This is a genomic window from Chitinophaga niastensis (assembly GCF_003014755.1).
In the GTDB taxonomy this organism is placed as follows: Bacteria; Bacteroidota; Bacteroidia; order Chitinophagales; family Chitinophagaceae; genus Chitinophaga; species Chitinophaga niastensis.
Genome location: NZ_PYAW01000002.1, coordinates 1,212,454 through 1,229,917 on the forward strand (window position 1 = coordinate 1,212,454; position 17,464 = coordinate 1,229,917).

11 protein-coding genes and 1 tRNA gene are annotated in these 17,464 nt (G+C 44.1%); 4 read left to right on the top strand and 8 right to left on the bottom strand.

The genetic code is table 11. The features are described 5' to 3' along the window. Positions 1 to 3: 3 nt before the first annotated feature. Together CLV51_RS13545 and CLV51_RS13550 are read right to left on the bottom strand one after the other, a co-directional pair. Positions 4 to 1,002 carry an MlaD family protein gene (locus CLV51_RS13545; protein WP_106528557.1) on the bottom strand — a complete coding sequence of 333 codons (999 nt, stop codon included), beginning with the start codon at positions 1,000 to 1,002 and terminating at the stop codon, positions 4 to 6. Positions 1,003 to 1,127: 125 nt separating this feature from the next. After that, positions 1,128 to 2,363, bottom strand: coding sequence for an N-acetylmuramoyl-L-alanine amidase family protein (locus CLV51_RS13550; protein WP_158267010.1), 1,236 nt, complete (start codon positions 2,361 to 2,363; stop codon positions 1,128 to 1,130). A 185-nt stretch (positions 2,364 to 2,548) separates the two neighbouring features. On the opposite strand from CLV51_RS13550, the gene CLV51_RS13555 reads away from it, so the two are divergent. After that, positions 2,549 to 5,323, top strand: a complete 2,775-nt coding sequence (locus CLV51_RS13555) for a putative LPS assembly protein LptD (protein ID WP_106528559.1) — start codon at positions 2,549 to 2,551, stop codon at positions 5,321 to 5,323. Positions 5,324 to 5,410: 87 nt separating this feature from the next. On the opposite strand, the gene CLV51_RS13560 is transcribed toward CLV51_RS13555, so the two are convergent. Both CLV51_RS13560 and ung read right to left on the bottom strand, forming a co-directional pair. Further along, complete coding sequence (locus CLV51_RS13560; RefSeq protein WP_106528560.1) at positions 5,411 to 6,154, bottom strand: lysophospholipid acyltransferase family protein; 744 nt, start codon at positions 6,152 to 6,154, stop codon at positions 5,411 to 5,413. A gap of 118 nt (positions 6,155 to 6,272) precedes the next feature. Further along, on the bottom strand, positions 6,273 to 6,944 hold the full coding sequence (gene ung, locus CLV51_RS13565; protein ID WP_106528561.1) for a uracil-DNA glycosylase: 672 nt from the start codon (positions 6,942 to 6,944) through the stop codon (positions 6,273 to 6,275). 135 nt (positions 6,945 to 7,079) lie between these two features. Between ung and CLV51_RS13570 the strand changes: the two genes are divergently transcribed. The 3 genes from CLV51_RS13570 (at position 7,080) to CLV51_RS13580 (ending at position 14,863) form a co-directional block, all read left to right on the top strand. Continuing rightward, positions 7,080 to 7,153, top strand: a tRNA-Arg gene (locus tag CLV51_RS13570). Positions 7,154 to 7,681: 528 nt separating this feature from the next. Beyond that, the gene (locus tag CLV51_RS13575; RefSeq protein ID WP_106528562.1) at positions 7,682 to 12,313 is read left to right on the top strand and encodes a DUF3320 domain-containing protein; all 4,632 of its coding nucleotides are present in this window, start codon (positions 7,682 to 7,684) and stop codon (positions 12,311 to 12,313) included. Between the two features lie 156 nt (positions 12,314 to 12,469). Continuing rightward, positions 12,470 to 14,863 (top strand): ABC transporter permease, encoded by a 2,394-nt coding sequence (locus tag CLV51_RS13580; protein ID WP_106528563.1) that lies wholly within the window; start codon positions 12,470 to 12,472, stop codon positions 14,861 to 14,863. Here the strand turns inward: CLV51_RS13580 and ygiD are convergent. The 4 genes from ygiD to msrA all read right to left on the bottom strand — a co-directional run bounded on the left by ygiD (position 14,860) and on the right by msrA (position 17,391). After that, a complete protein-coding gene (gene ygiD, locus CLV51_RS13585) occupies positions 14,860 to 15,681 on the bottom strand; it encodes a 4,5-DOPA-extradiol-dioxygenase (protein WP_106528564.1) in 822 nt (273 codons plus the stop codon). The genes CLV51_RS13580 and ygiD overlap by 4 nt on opposite strands. Before the next feature lie 41 nt (positions 15,682 to 15,722). Next, on the bottom strand, positions 15,723 to 16,133 hold the full coding sequence (locus tag CLV51_RS13590; protein ID WP_106528565.1) for an Rrf2 family transcriptional regulator: 411 nt from the start codon (positions 16,131 to 16,133) through the stop codon (positions 15,723 to 15,725). Positions 16,134 to 16,191: 58 nt separating this feature from the next. After that, entirely contained in the window at positions 16,192 to 16,605 is a 414-nt protein-coding gene (locus tag CLV51_RS13595; RefSeq protein WP_106528566.1) for a hypothetical protein, read from the bottom strand. Between the two features lie 141 nt (positions 16,606 to 16,746). Then, positions 16,747 to 17,391, bottom strand: a complete 645-nt coding sequence (gene msrA, locus CLV51_RS13600) for a peptide-methionine (S)-S-oxide reductase MsrA (protein WP_245898715.1) — start codon at positions 17,389 to 17,391, stop codon at positions 16,747 to 16,749. Positions 17,392 to 17,464 lie beyond the last annotated feature (73 nt).

Consider the following 17,464-nt stretch of genomic DNA (forward strand, 5'->3'; position numbering starts at 1 on the left):
TTATTATTTGGCCGTTGCTGTGTCTGAAGGTAACGGCTGCGTTTTATCTTTTTTGCCAAACAGAGAGAAGTGTACATAGCGCTTAGGATTGACGCGAAGGTCTTCCAGCAGCTTATTCAGGTTACCCAAAGAATACTGCAGGTTATTGTAAACCTTTTTATCATTTAGTATAAGCCCCGCTGTACCGTCGGTATTATTCAGTTTAGCGATGGTCTGGTTCAGGTTAGTAGCCATTTGCTGGAGTTGTTGCAGTGTTTTATCGATGTTGCCTTTTGCCAGTGCATCGGTTGTTTTCTGAGCGTTGTCCAGTATGCCGTTAATTTTTGCGTTATTATCTTTCAGGTTCCCTGTCACCGCAGCGAGATTGTTGAAAGTCTTCTGAACACTGCCTTTATCAGGATCCATCATCCCGTTTAAAGAGGCGGAGGTATGTGTAAAGTTACGCATTGTAGTATTCAGGTTCCTGATAGCTTCCTGCAGATTACCTTTTGCGGTAGTGTCCAGGATAGCGGTTACTGTTAGTAGTACGGAGTCTATATTAGTCAGGGTACCTTCCAGTTTTTTTACCAGTGGGTTGAGCTGTTCTTTCAGTGCATCTGTCATGGAGCCGTCTACAGCTGCATAGATGGTATCACCGCTTTTCAGCTTTTCGGTAGCGTTACCGAGATCCAGTTGCACCGTTTTAGTACCGAGGAGGTCACTGCTGATACGAGCTACTGAGTTACGGGGGATTTCAATTTTTTTGGTGATGGTAATAGCTACCAGGATTTTGGAAGCATCTTTATCCATTACCTCCAGGTTGGCTACATTACCCACTACCAAACCATTTACCTGTACTGCGTTTGATGGTTGTAATCCGTTTACCTGCTGATATACGGCATAAATGGTTTTATTATGTGAAAAAAGGCTTTTTCCTTTCAGTAAATTAAAGCCCAGCACAAGTAAGGTTATACCCAGTACCGTCAATATGCCTACTTTGGTTTCATTAGATAATTTGAGCATGAGATTCGTATACGTTCACGCAAAAATAATCAAAAAGCATGCACGGGAAGTGATCGTGGAAAAATGTTAGTAATAAAAGAGAGGAAAAGGGGGAATTGTTGTGGGGGTATTGGGGTGGTATAATATTAGCAGGAGGTAACAAAAGCATCTTTAAATCCAAGCTTGCGGGCCTTGCGTAGGGCAGTTGAGGCTTGTTCGTCTGATCTGAACCGGCCCAGGGTATATTTGTTCATTTTTTTTTTATTCATGACTACTTGCTCGCGGGTAACAGCACCATGGAGCTTCCTGAAAATGGAAGCTCCTGGTTTATAAAATTTATCTGTAACGAGTAATTGTACGCAATAGCTGTCGCTTTGTTGAGGTGCTACAGGCTTGCCTTTGCGGGATTTACCTGTTTTGAGGTAGGCATGTGGTCCGCTGCCTGTTCGCTCTTCTTTAGCAGATTGCTGGGTGTTGTTGCGGCTGTTGGTAAACCTGTCCAGTTCATCACGATAACGCTTAATTGCTTTATAGATGCAGTTAGCCAGTTCCTGTTGACCGCTGTTGGAATTGAGGTAATCTTCTTCTTCCGGGTTGCTGATAAAGCCAAGTTCCACCAGTACACTCGGCATAGCCGTTGCCGATAGTACCCAGATTCCTTTTTCATTTCTTTGTCTTGCACCGCGGCTGATACGTCCTACCCTTGTAAATTCATCCTCGATCAGGGTAGAGAGGCGGAGGCTCTGATCAAAGTAAGCATTCCTCAGTGTATTGAGCAAAATGAACGTTTCCGGATCGGAATCATTCATTAACTGTTTGGTTTCCTCTGAGTTGGCGTCCAGTACAATCACCGAGTTTTGTTTCAGTGATTCCATTTTAGCGCTGTTCTTGCTGGTTGCCCATATATACGTTTCCGTGCCTTTTGCGTTGCTTGGGTAGTAGGCGTATATAGCCTGTCTGGTAGCCACTTTCCGTCTACCTTTCTTATGGTATACCGTTTTGTAGCCGGTTACTTTACGGATTTTTCCGGTAGAATTACAATGGATAGATACAAACAGCTCCCCTTTGTTGTCATTGGCAATCTGTGCTTTTTTGCGCGGATCGTCAAAGCGATCAGATTTTCGTGTATACACTACCTTTACATCCGGCATGTTCTCTTCCAGGATCTTTCCCAGTTTCAGTGCTACTTCGAGGGTAACTTGTTTTTCAGTGGAATAGCTGCCTTTCGCACCGGGGTCTTCACCGCCGTGGCCGGCATCAATTACAATCGTTCTGATAGGCTTATCCTGTTTCCTGGAAACTGGATTGTTTTTTGCCTGAATAAAAAAGGTACAGGTGAATAGTGTTCCCAGTCCTAAAATCCAAAATCGGTTCCAGCGCATGATTCTCATTTTAATGGGTGCTGTTTATCGCAAAAAATAAAAAAATAAGTTTATCTGTTAATTTAATAATTCGCTTGCTCCATGGGTGTTTCCACTATCTTTTTATGTGTTGCGGTTCAAACTTTACAAGTTACCATTTGTAATATATTGTATAAAATCTTGTAGGTTTGTGCCCGCCATAACACATGAAGTCTAGCTACAAAAATAATTATAAAAAGTTTTTTCGACAGACATACCTGGTATTTGCCGGTATGCTCATTGCCATTCCCTTTATTATAGATGCAGTTGCAGGCACGAGGCCACACACAACTGTATTTTTTAACAAAAGTTTGGCAGATACCGTTCCGGTTGTTAAAAAAGATACTGCTAAAGTCAAACGTCCACCGGTCATTCCTGCTACAGTAGCCGATACCAATGCGGTATTACGGGGTACTGATACCAGTGGAAGCGTAACTGTTGACACGGTTTTCATCCCAAAGGTATCGAAAGACACGCTGGATGCACCGGTAAACTATAAAGCCAAAGATTCCATCATCCTGATGGTACCTGATAAACGCTTTTACCTCTATGGCACTGCTACCACAAAATATAAAACCATTGATCTGGCAGCGGAAAAAATGAACTTTGATCAGGCTACCGGTGTACTGGAAGCTACAAATGCAAAGGATACCGCCGGCAAAATCTTTGGTCGTCCGGTGATGAACGACGGTGGTCAAAGCTTTGAATCAGATACGCTCCGGTACAATTTTACCTCTCAAAAAGCAAAGATCTACAATACCCGTTCTCAATATGGCGAAGGCTATATTCATAGCGAACAAACTAAAAAAGCCGCTGATAACACCATTTTCGGTTTTAAAAACGGATATACCACCTGTAACCTGGATACCCCCCATTTTAGCTTCCGAGCCCGCAAAATAAAGGTTATCCCTGATAAACTGGTGATTTCCGGTCCGGCAAATCTGGAAATAGAAGGGATTCCAACACCTTTATTCATTCCTTTTGCCATTTTTCCGATCACCCAGGGGCAGCGTTCGGGCATCCTGCCGCCGCAATATGTGGTGAATCAGCAAAAGGGAATGGGACTTGAAAACGGTGGTTATTACTTTGGTATGGGAGAACATTTTGATCTCACCATGCGCGGCGATGTGTATTCTTATGGTAGCTGGAGCCTCACGGCCAGCCCTACTTACCGAAAGCGGTATAAATACAACGGGGGCTTAAATCTCAGTTTTGCCAATACCCGTTTCGGAGACCCGCAGGTGAAGTCGGAATTTAGTACCTCCAAAGATTTTCGTGTTACCTGGAATCATAGCATGGACAGCAAGGCTCGTCCTGGTGTGAATTTTGGCGCTTCGGCAAATTTTGGTACTTCTTCCTATAACAAGTACAATGTATATGATTATAATACCCGTGTAAACAATAACATGGGGACCTCTATCACCTTCTCTAAAAACTGGCAGGGTAAGCCTTATAACCTTTCGGTGGGCTTGAATGAATCACAGAACCTGAGTACCCGGGATATGTCTATTTCCTTCCCGGATGCGACTTTCACGGTGAATACCATTTATCCTTTCCAACCAAAAGAGATGGTGGGCAAGCCTAAATGGTATGAGAAAATAGGCGTTTCGTATAATACTATTCTGCGTAACCAGGCCAATTTCAAGGACTCCCTGTTTGGCCGTCAACAAATGTGGGATGCGATGCAAACAGGTATGCAGCACAACATTCCTATTTCGTTTTCCATTCCTATATTTAAAACCCTGACGCTGTCACCGGGTATTAACTATACAGAATACTGGTATACCAAGAAGTTTGTACGCCATTGGGATCCTAAGAAATTTAATCCCGGTACTGATACTTTAGGCGCTATTGATACTACTTATATTCCGGGATTCTATTCTGCCCGCGACATCAGTGCGAGTGTGTCATTATCTACTGCATTGTATGGGATGTATGCTTTCAGTAAAAACTCCAAGATAAAAGCCATCCGTCATGTGATGCGGCCTACTTTAAGTGCCAGCTACCGTCCCGATTTGTCCAGCCAGTACTATTACGACCTGCAGTATAATAAAGAAGGCGACAAATCACGTGTTTCCTATTTTGACGGGGCAATCATAGGCGTACCCTCGCCGGGAGCGTTTGGAGGGCTTAATTTTGGCCTGGACAACAACCTGGAGATGAAGATATTCTCGAAAAAGGATACTACAGGTAACCATGAAAAGAAAGTGAAGTTGCTGGATGGTTTTGGCATTAACGGCAGTTATAACCTGGTAGCGGATTCCTTTAAGCTATCTACTTTCAGTTTGTATGCCCGTACCAACCTGTTTGATAAACTGAATATTTCGGCCAGCGGTAATATAGATCCGTATCAGACGGATGCCCGTGGCCGCAGGCTGGATAAATATGTTTGGCAGCAGGGAAAGATCAGTTTAGGCAGATTGACCAACGCGAGTATTTCCATGAGTACGTCGTTCCAATCCAAGGATAAGAAGAGTAAGAATAAAGAACAACAAATAGATTCCATTGCGAATGCATCATCTACGGATGCTGCGTTTGCGGCGCAGCAGCGACAGTTGCAAATGGTGCGTAACAACCCGGGAGAGTATGTGGATTTTGATATTCCCTGGAAGGTAGATTTGTCTTATAGCTTATCTTATACCAATACCATTATTCCTGATTCCGGTGGTGTAGTAAAACGTATCACGCAGTATGTTAGTTTTAACGGTGATTTTAGTCTTACACCCAAGTGGAAAATTGGATTGAATTCCGGCTTTGATTTTACCAATATGCAGATTGCTTATACCAACATGTATATCTCACGTGATCTGCACTGCTGGCAAATGTCCATTAACCTGATTCCGTTTGGAACCTTCCGGCAGTTTAGTATTACCATCAGTCCGAAAGCAGGTATCCTGCGGGATTTGCGGATAAACCGATCGCGGCAATTCTACAATTTATAGTTTCACGCAATTTATAGTTTCACGCAAAGTCACAAAGAAAAAAAGTCGCAAACCTGCGACTTTTTTTCTTTGTGACTTTGCGTGAAACTACACTTCATTGTTGGCTGTATAATAATCCCACATCTGCTTAAAAACTTTATCTCTCAATGCAGGTACATCATCTCTTGTCATGCCGGTGGTAGGTACTGGTGGCAGGAAATGATAATCGATATGATGTGGCCATGCGAACATTTTTTTACCTGCCGGGAGGATCTTTTTTGTATGCATCAGGAGCGAAGGAATCAGCGGTAACTGCGTATCTATGGCCAGCGCAAAAGCTCCGTCGTAGAAGGGTTTCAGCGGATTTCCCGTACGATTGCGTGTGCCTTCCGGATACAGCAGCATGTGCATACCCAGGCTCAGTGCGTGTTTCATTTCTATCACGCTGTTTTTTCTGCTTTCTTCACTGCTACGGTCTACCAGGATACCGCCTATGTTGTACAATACACTGAAAAGCGGAATTTTCGCCATAGATGCTTTGGCCAGTGTTTTATTAGGTCCGGGTATACCTGCTGTAGTAACGGGAACATCAATCAGTGAATTGTGGTTGCATACAATTACATAGGTTTGACCTGTTGCAAAATGTTCCAGTCCTTTTCGTCTTACCGGGCATCCAATCAGTGGCATATAGATGTCCATCCATAGGCGTCCGATGGCCAGAAAGCCCTTTGTTTTCTTTGGATCCGGCCAGTAAGAGATAATCCAGATAGGAATAAAAATGACCAGCATGGTGCCTGCAAATAGCAGTAGTGCCCATAGCGCGAATATTCTGCCGAAGATATTTTTAAACATGGCTTTTAGCTTTAGCTTTTAGCACTTAGCTATCAGCATTTAGCTATACTAATTTAAGTTTAATTAAGTTAATGGGGTGACTGAGCGCTAAAAGCTAAAGGCTAAACGCTAATAGCTATTACAGTCGCCAATCTACGGGTGCTATGCCGGCTTTACCGAGTATTTCATTTGTTCTTGAAAAGTGTCTGCAGCCAAAAAAGCCTTTGTCGGCGCTGAAAGGAGAGGGATGTGCTGCCTGCAATATATGATGTTTGGTAGCATCTATCAGGTATTGTTTATCCTGTGCAAAGCGCCCCCAGAGCAGGAATACCACATCTTTTTTCTGATCTGAAATTTTGCGGATAACGGCATCTGTAAAATCTCCCCAACCTATTTTGCTGTGAGAAGCAGGTTCTCCGGCCCTTACGGTAAGGAAGGCGTTTAATAACAATACGCCATGTTCTGCCCATTTGCTAAGATTGCCGCTCGTAGGGATTTCCAGCCCAAGATCTGTTTTCATTTCCTTGTAAATATTTCCGAGAGAAGGAGGAGCTTTTACACCATCCGGAACGGAGAAGCTAAGCCCATGTGCCTGTCCGGCTCCATGATAAGGGTCCTGTCCGAGGATCACCACTTTTACCTGCTCAAACGGTGTTTTATCAAAAGCATTAAAGATCAGGTTGCCCGCCGGATAAATGATTTTTCCCAGCGCTTTTTCATGCTTGAGGAACATAACAATCTGATCGAAATACGATTTGTGAAATTCATCTTTCAACGCTTCCTTCCAGCTTGATTCCATTTGTACATCCATAGTATTCACGTCAATATTTAAAGAAAAATAAATTAAATTTGATTTATTGGAAGAAATTTACATAAATTTGCACTCCCAAAACGAAAGATAAATATAGCAATTTATTTGACATTAACAGGGAAAACAACAACATAAGTCTCGGTAGCTCAGCTGGATAGAGCAACTGCCTTCTAAGCAGTAGGTCATTGGTTCGAATCCAATCCGGGACACTCAAAAAGCTCGCATTCTGCGGGCTTTTTTCATTTTATCCCTGTTTTAGTTGTAGCAATTTTTCAAAAGTTAACAATGTTGGTTAACAATGTTGATCATGCAAAATTGCGACATGAAAATTGATTTTGCTTACTTCTCCGGTGATTGATATTAATAATAAATTATTACTGCTGCAATGCATAACTGCAGCAATGATACACAACGTATAGGCGTTATCGTGAGATCAGGTATAAAACAGGATATCATCCGGTCTTTATTTTTTGTATATTCAACATCACGAAGTCTTTACCGGGATTTATATGCTCACTCACAATAATGAGATACCTGTTAGCACTATGGATGGAAAACTGGTTTGTATTTTTCTCCCGGCTAATCGCTGAAAAACGTGATGATAATGCAGTTAAGCATTAGGATTATTTTTATAGTAGTAAAAAGCAATTGCATTTTCTTTTTTTATATACTTCTTCACGTCCTTCACCGTTTATAAAATTATATTTGTAACGTTTTTCATTACTTCGATAGCAATTATGATCGCATCCATATTAACCAAACTTGAATCATCCCGCAAGGAATTACTTGATTTAGGTCTTCGGAACCCCTTGTTGAATTACAAGCTGCCCGCCAGCAAAGGTTTACATATTGTACAGGAACAGTCTGCCGCCATTTATGAAATACTGGTGAGAGATGGTAAAACCATGTCTTTTTTAGGACGTCCCGACAAGAAAAAGGATGATGCGGAGGTGGTGTACAATGAGCCGGTTTCAAAAGAAGCGTTAACGGATACCCGTTTGCAGACGAATGAAAATGAAGTGAGTCTTCATGCGAAGCTGCTGAATACTTATTATGCCGCCAGGATGAGTATGGAAGAGCAGGGGGTGAATATCCTGTATCTGTCGCTGGGTATGTTGCATTGGTATGAAGATGCAGGGAGCGAAGAAGCCCGGTTAGCACCACTGATCATGATACCGGTATCGCTGGATAGGTCCAGTGCGCGCGAGCGTTTCCGTTTAAAATATTCTTTGGAAGAAGTAGGCGGCAATATTTCGCTGCAAGCAAAAATGAAATCGGAATTCAATCTTTTTATTCCGGATTTACCGGAAACAGAAGATTTTGATGTGCAGGCTTATTTTGCTGCAGTGGCTGAAGCAGTAGAGAATATGCCTAAATGGAAAGTAGATGCGGATGCAATTGAGTTAGGATTTTTCTCATTCGGCAAATTCCTGATTTATAACGACCTGGATGCTTCCAAATGGCAACAGGAAGATGATATGCTTACGCACCCGGTTATTCAAAGTCTTTTTGGTGGCGGGTTTTCGGACAATTTACCACAAGCATCGGAAGATGCGTTTATTGATAACGATACGAATGCACATGAACTCTTCCAGGTAGTAGATGCAGATAGCTCACAGATCATGGCTATGCTGGCAGTGCAGGAAGGCCGCAACCTCGTGATACAGGGACCTCCAGGCACCGGTAAGTCGCAAACCATTACCAACATCATAGCAGATGCTATTGGCAGAGGAAAAAAAGTATTGTTTGTAGCTGAAAAGATGGCTGCACTGGAAGTGGTGAAACGCAGACTGGATAATATTCAGCTGGGAGAAGCCTGTTTGGAATTACACAGTCATAAAGCCAATAAAAAAGAACTGCATCAGGAGCTACGGCGCGTGCTGGAACTGGGACGCCCTTCTATTCAGAAGTTACAGGAAGAAGTGCAGTTACTCGGCGGTTACAAAAAAGAATTGAATGACTATTGCCTGTCTGTAAACGGTGCTATCGAAAAAAGCGGACTGAATGCACACCAGGTGATAGGCCACCTGTTACGGCTAAACGAAGAAATAGCAGGTATTGAATTACCGGTATTACAATTGCCGCAAATTGAAAACTGGGATGCTGCTACTATGAACAGGGCTACGGCACTGGCGCAGCGCATCCAGGCATGTTTGCAGGTAACAGGCGTACCTGCGGAATTAGCATTTCGGGGTAGCCGCCTCACTGTGTTATTGCCGCATGAACAGGAGGCGTTGTCTAAATTATTGAAAGCTGCATTGGCGGCATTAGTTGCCTTGGAGCAAGCCGCTACTGGCATTGCGACAAAGATGGGCATTGCCTCTCCCCGGGAAGCTACCGCTGTGGAGCAGCTGGCTGCTATATGCGACCTGATTGCCCGTCAGCCTGATTTACATGAACTGGATATTACACGTAAAGAATGGTGGCTGAATAAACAGGATATCGATGAGTGGTTGACTGCCGGCTGCCGTGCTACTGATATTCAGCAGCAATACGGAGCTGTTTTTATCCCGGAAGCGTGGGAGCAAAATGTGATGGAGATCCGCCAGGATCTGCTGGCACATGGCACCAAATGGTATAAGTTCCTGATAGGTGCTTATAAGCGCAGCAATAAACAGCTGGCAGCATTATGTAAAAATCCACTGCCAAAAGATAATGATGACAAACTGCAGTATGTAGATACCATCATGGAATATCGCAGGCATGATACCATATTGAAAGAACATGCTGCATTGGCTAAAACACTGTTTGGCAGCCGCTGGCAGAAATCACAAACTGATTGGGCCACATTATCCACCGCTGCAGCCTATCTAACGGAAATGCATCAACGCATTGTAGAAGGTAGCTGTCCGCCGGCCGTGCTGGACTATCTCAGCAAAACGAAAGATCCCGCTGCTGCCCGTGCAGACCAGGAAATATTATTGCGTTTGTTACCGGAACAACAGCAGTGTAGCAGACAGGTGCTGCAAAAGCTGGAAATGGATAATGTTGCGTATCCTGTTTTATTTACAGCGCAGCAACAACAATTGCAAACATGGACGGATAAACTTCCGGAAATATATCATGCTATTTCCTGGAATAATGTGATGGAAACAGCCATCGGGGAAAGGCTGGAATGCCTTATCACGCCGGCCCGCGACTGGAGCGAGGCACACCGTTTGTTGAAAACGGCTCTGCAAAAAACGTGGTACGAATACCTGGTAGAAACAGCGGTGAAGTCGCAGCCGGCGCTGCGCAAATTTGAGCGTGCCGGTCACGAGGAAATGGTACAGCAGTTTCGCAAGGTAGATGTATTGAATTTACAATATAACCGTGCCCGTGCCGCGTTGCAGCACTGGGAGCAGATGCCCCGGGTAGATGCAGGCGGACAGGTAAACATACTCCGTACAGAATTTAACAAGAAAGCACGTCATATGCCTATCCGCAAACTCATGCAGGAAGCGGGTCTGGCTATACAAACCATTAAGCCGGTGTTTATGATGAGCCCATTGTCTATCGCTAATTTTCTGCCACCATCGGTGCTGGAATTTGACCTGGTGATATTTGATGAAGCCAGCCAGGTAAGACCGGTAGAGGCTTTGGGCGCTATTCTTCGTGGTAAACAATTAGTAGTAGTAGGTGATACCAAACAATTACCACCTACCAGTTTCTTTGATTCACTGACTAAAGAAGTGGATGATGAAGATAACGTGACAGCTGACATGCAGAGTATTTTAGGATTATGCGATGCACAGGGTGCGCCGCAACGTATGCTGCGCTGGCATTACAGAAGCCGCCATGAATCATTGATCACATTATCCAATCATGAATTTTACGAAAATAAACTGGTGATATTTCCAAGTCCGGGTTCAAAAGAACGCAAGGGTTTAGTATTTCATCACCTGAAAGATACTGCGTATGATCGTGGTAAAACCCGTACCAATCCTAAGGAAGCGGAGATTGTAGCAGATGCGGTGATGGAGCATGCGTGTAAGAATCCGGCGCTGAGTTTGGGTGTGGTAGCATTTAGTACTTCACAAAGACAAGCCATCAGCGATGCTTTGGAGCTGCGCCGCCGTAAATCTCCGGAGCTGGAATCTTTCTTTATTGGTCACCAGGATGAACCCTTTTTTGTAAAGAACCTGGAGAATGTGCAGGGAGATGAGCGGGATGTAATTTTCATCTCTATCGGTTACGGCCGTACGGAAGAAGGGTATGTAGCCATGTCATTTGGTCCGCTGAATAATGAAGGAGGGGAAAGAAGACTGAACGTATTAATTACCAGGGCTAAAACCCGTTGTGAAGTTTTTACCAATATTACTGCAGATGATATTGATATCAACAGAACAAAAAGTTATGGCATACAATCGCTGAAGAATTTCCTGTATTTCGCGCAGCATGGAAAGCTTTATATGACTGCAGAGACGGGCCTTCCGGCGGATAGTCCGTTTGAAGAAAATGTAGCTGCCAAACTGGAAGCGCTGGGTTATATTGTAAGGAAACAGGTAGGGTCCAAAGGATTTTATATTGACCTGGCCATTGTAGATGCAGAAAATCCCGGTCGTTATCTGATAGGCATAGAGTGCGATGGTGCTGCCTATCATTCTGCCCGCTCTGCCCGTGACCGTGATCGTTTGCGGCAGCAGGTGCTGGAGGGTATTGGCTGGAAGATTCACCGCATATGGAGTACAGATTGGTTCCGTTATCCGGCGCGTGAATTAAACCGGTTGGTAGCGGTTATTGAAAAAACAAAAGCAGCTTTAGCAATAGATGACCAGGTAGCAGCAGATATCGTGAAAGAGGCGCCTCTGGCTTTAACACGGGAGGCTGTGCCTGAAGCAGCAGCGGAAGTGCCTGATTATGAAACAGCCGTATTACCCGATGACATTAAAGAACAGGAATTTCATCTTTCGCCTATTGGAAAACTTTGTAACTGGATAGAGCAGGTAGTAACTGTGGAAAGCCCTGTGCATTTTGATGAAGTAGCGCGGCGCATGGTGGAAGCAGCGGGCATTACACGGGTAGGGCCACGTATTCGTGAGGTATTGCGTCATGCAGTGCGGCATTCTGATGCCAGTAAAAGAATAAAAATAAAAGGGCAGTTTCTCTGGGATACTTCCCTGCCGGACCCTGTTGTACGTAACAGAAGCCTGTTGCCAGCTACAGCGCGTAAGATCAGTTATATTTCTGTAGAAGAAATGGGTGTTGCGCTGGAAAAAGTAGTGAAAGATGCCGTGGCCATTCAACGGGAAGAAGCAGTGCCTTTCATTGCAAAAATGTTTGGTTATAGCCGGGTAACAGAAGAAATGAAAGAAGAGATCCTGAAAGCCATTGATATCAGTGTTGATAATAATCTCGTGCAAAAAGAAGGGGATCTGCTCAAAGCATAATATCGTACAGTACTTGTATCAAAAGCGAACATATTGAAATAAATGAGAATTTATTATAGTTTAGCTGTTAGCGAAAATGTGAATGGCATGTTTTTTCATTTCTTGTAAGCGGAAAGAGAAAGGTGAGGGAGATTTTTTCAACCGCAATCTATCACTATGTTTCGCAATTATCTGCTCATAGCCTGGCGTAATCTCGTCAGATACAAGTATTACACACTGATCAATATATCCGGTCTTGCTATTGGCATGGCTGCTTGCTGGTTGTTATTGTTGTATGTACAACGGGAAACCAGCTACGATAATTTTTATAATCATAGTGACCGCATCTATCGCGCAGTAAATCATGCTACGTGGTCGGGCGGTAATCTTAAACTGGCCAGTACTTCTTCTCCGTTTGCTGCCGTGTTGAAGCAGGATTACCCGGAGATAGCGGCTATTACGCGGGTAGATCCGGAGGGAGGTTCAGCATTGAAGTGTGGTGAAAAGAGGCTGGAAGTAGGGGACCTGTTTTTTGTGGACAGTTCTTTTTTCAGTGTCTTTTCTTTTCCGTTGTTGGCTGGTGATGCCGCTACGGCATTGTCGCAGCCTAATGCGCTGGTGCTAACGCGTACCCTGGCACAAAAACTTATTGGTAACGTAGATGATGCAGTGGGGAAGACGGTGCTGATGGATGATAGTTCCAGTTTCACCGTTACGGCGGTGATGGAAGATGTACCATCCAATTCTCATTTTTCATTCAGTGCATTGCGGGTATTACCACCGGCACATAATGCAAACGGCTGGCAGGATTTTGACGTATATACGTACCTGTTACTGGATAAAGAAGCCAGCGCAAAAGAGCTGGAAAGCAAGCTCCCGGCGTTTTTTGAAAGATATTTAAAACCACGGATGGGGAATGTGAGCTATAAGATGGAGCTGCAGCCGGTGCACGATATTCATTTGCATTCTAATCTCGATTATGAAATTTCTTCTAATGGAAGTATCCAGTATATCTACATCTTTCTTTGTGTAGGGTTACTCATTTTGTTGATTGCCTGTATTAATTATATGAACCTGGCTACTGCCCGTGCAGCGGCTCGTGTAAAAGAAGTAGGGGTGCGGAAATCGCTGGGTTCGGGAAGAGATGATATCGCTCATATGTTCCTTATCGAATCTATGTTGTTAACGGGTATATCGGCAGTGGTGGCAATGGGGCTGGTTATACTGGCATTACCGTTTTTCAATACATTCAGCGGCGGACATTTTATTATCTGGCAATTCGGGATAGCCCGTACACTGGGCACTATTGTGTTTTTATCTTTGCTCACCGGTTTGCTGGCAGGTATTTATCCTGCTATATTCATGTCTGGGTTCAGGGTCATCAATTCGTTGAAAGGCAAGCTGGGCATTGGTAGTCATGCGGGATTCAGGAAAGGACTGGTTACTTTTCAGTTTATTATTGCCATTGTGCTGGTAGCCAGTACACTGGTAGCTTACGATCAGTTGCAATATGTGATGCAAACCAATCTTGGTTTCAATAAAGACCAGGTATTGTCTTTTCATATTCCGGATAATGATATGCGCTACAAGCTCCGTGCGGTGAAAGAGCAGTTGCTTCGTAATCCGCTGCTGCTGCATGCTGCTGCTGCCAGTAATCCGATAGGAGGAAATAATATAGGTGGACATGGATTTTTCTTTGAGCGAAATGGTAGTATCTCTGAAGAATCATATATCGCGCAGAATTTTTTTGTAGATGCAGATTACCTGAAAACAATGGGTATCACGCTGCAGAGCGGACGTAATTTTTCTGACACAGGAGAGGCTGACCGGCGCTATGCCGTTTTGGTGAATGAAACCCTTGTAAAGGAATTGCGGTGGGAGAACCCGTTAGGCAAGCGGTTGCAGTTTAAAATTGATCAGCAGGGTACAAGGGTAGAGCGTGTAGTGATTGGCGTTATGAAGGATTTTCATATTTATTCTTTGCAACATAAAATAGCACCGCTGGTATTGGAAATGTCGCCTTTCCCAAGTTTTGAAGATAATATGTGTGTAAAGGTGAGCAAGACAGATGTGCCTGCTGCATTGGCTTACATTGAGAAAACCTTTCACTCATTTGACCCGAAACATACTTTCGACTATAGTTTTGTAGATGATAATTTTTCGAAACAGTATGCCGGTGAGCAGAAGCAGGAAGTGATATTTATGCTGTTTGCCATGCTGGCATTATTCATTGCCTGCCTGGGACTCTTTGGGCTGGCTGCTTTCACGGCAGTGCAGAGAACAAAAGAAATAGGTGTACGTAAAACATTAGGGGCTTCTACCGGTAGTATTGTGCGCATGTTATCGAAAGACTTTCTGCAACTGCTGATAATAGCGGCGGCGTTGGCATTTCCTTTATCATGGTGGGTAATGGACCGGTGGCTGAGTCATTTTGCTTATCACATTGGCATCAGCATATGGGTATTTGTGTTCACCGGAGGGGCGGTAGTGATAATAGCATTGGCCACTGTCAGTTTCCACGCGGTGAAAGCTGCAATGGCCAATCCTGCAAAGAGTTTAAGAGCTGATTAAGCTGTTTGGAAGCATCGCATACTGATGCTTCCATTTTGTATTTCTTCGTAAGTAAATTTTATCTCTTCGTTTTTATTCACCAATCCCAGGGTGTAGATCATAGGGAGATAATGATCATTGGTGGGGATGGATAATTGTGCCTCCCTGCCCAGGTTATGATAATTCACCAGGTCCATGAAGGCGCCTTGTTCCAGTTTCTCTTTCACGGTAGCATCAAAGGAAACGGCCCAGTCGAATGGTTGGGCGTTGTCAGAGAACACCACCTGTCTCAGGTTATGTACAATATTGCCGCTGCCCATGATGAGTACACCCTTGCTGCGCAGGGCTTTCAGCTCCGCTGCCAGTTTAAAGTGGTATTCCGGTGGCTGTTGATAATCGATGCTCAGCTGAAATACCGGGATGTCTGCCATGGGGTACATATGCTTTAATACCGTCCAGGAGCCGTGATCCAGGCCCCAGTGGTCATCTTCTATTACATTGGTGGAAGTAATGAGTTGTTTGGTTTCGCGCGCCAGTTCCGGTGCGCCGGGTGCGGGGTATTGTACCTGGTACAGTGCTTCCGGAAATCCGCCAAAATCGTGGATGGTTTGCGGTTGTGGTGCTACCAGTACATGTGTACCTTTTGTAAGCCAGTGTGCTGATATCACAAGAATGGCGCTGGGTTTTTGCGGCAGTCCCTGTCCCATTTTCCCTAGTGTACGGGTGAAAGCGTTGTCGGCTATACCGTTCATGGGATTACCGTGCCCGATAAATAACACGGGCATCTGGTTACTGCTTTTAAAATCGCTGGTAATGTTTTTGAGATCGTTGAGTTGCATGCTATTCCTCCTGATGGCAGCAATGCCGTTGATGATGAATGTTATCCGAACTGGCGTAAGAAGTCGGCCAGGCTCATTTTATCTAATTTGTGTAATAGTGCCCCTTCTATATCCTGGTATAGCTTGTCGAGGTGCTGATTAATTTGTTTGCCTACTGCACATGCCGGGTTGGGCCTGTTCTTGCTGTTGCCCAGCAGGGAGGCCTGTTGTACGGCATGATACACATCCGACAGCCGGATTTTATCTGCCGGTTTGGCCAGGGTAGCGCCGCCGTTTTTCCCTTCTTTGCTTTCTATCAGTCCATGATTGCGCAGGTTGCTGATTTCTTTGCGGACCAGTACCGGGTTGATGTTGATACTGCCGGCAATAAGGTCGGAAGACAACCATTCCCCCTCATAGCTGGCCATCAGCGTGAGTATGTGCAATGAGATAGGAAATCGTCCGTTGTTCATTCTGTAATTGACTTTATTACAGTACAAAAGTACGGTAATCGGGGAGAACGGAAAAATTTTATCTATGGGTAAAGAAGAAGATGATGCTGGCAATGATGAGCAGCAGCAGGATCAGGGCAATCACACAGCCGTTTTTATTAGGCTTCTTTATGGCGCTGGTGAGACCCCGGGCTTCTACCATGGCTTCTACTGCCTGTTTAGCTTCTGAGAGGCTGATTTCGTTGCCGGGCAGTTTATGCATCTCCGACAGGTAATACCTGATGCCATAGATAAGGCCCATGTTGAGGCAAAGCTGGATAGTTTTTTCTTCTATGTCTCGTTTTGGTGCCCTGGTAGCTGATGTGGTGTCTTTTCCGGAAATAACCCGCTGGCATTTGTTGCAGATTACCATTACATTGAATGGGTCTTTTTCCGGCACTGTGCGGATAAGGTCAGTACTACCGCACGAGGGGCATGCTTGTTCAGTGATCATTAATGGTGGAACAGTTTTTATTAACTATCGCATAAGTTAATAAAACATTTTCAGATTTTGAGTGATAGATATGTAGTTTCTGATGAATATCTTCCTTAAAAACAAAATGGCTATCTCCCAAAATCTGAAAATCTTACCTGGTTATTGTTTTTTCAGATGATCCTTAAATGCTTTTTTAAATTTATCCAGTTTAGGCCTGATCACAAAGGTGCAATATGGCTGTGATCCGTTCTGCTTATAGTAATTCTGGTGGTAATCTTCTGCTTTATAGAAGGTGGTCATCGGTGCTATTTCCGTTACAACGGGTTTATCATATGCGCCTGATTCCTTTAATTTTTTGGTGTAGAATTCCGCTTTTTCTTGCTGTTCATCATTATTATAGAAGATAACGGAGCGATACTGTGTGCCTACGTCATTACCCTGGCGATTCAGCTGGGTGGGATCATGGCTCAGGAAAAATGCTTTCAGCAGTTCTTCATAATCTATTTTGGCAGGATCATAAGTTATATGGATGACCTCTGCGTGGCCGGTAGTACCAGTGCATACCTGTTCATAGGTAGGATTGGGTACAGCACCGCCGGCATAACCGGATTCTACTTTTATTACACCCTCCAGTTCCTGAAACTGGGCTTCTGTACACCAGAAGCAGCCGCCTCCGAAGGTGGCCGTTGCTGTTTTTACGTTATTACTTACTTCCATATCGCCGGGTACTTTATCTTTTTTATGCTGCGCACAGGCAAAAAGTGCTGTGGCTATTAAACAAATGAATATTGCATATTTTCTCATAAAAATAAAATTTTAAAGATGTATCATTCTTTAATATGTTGTCAAATATAATACTGTAGCCGGATTGCAGGCT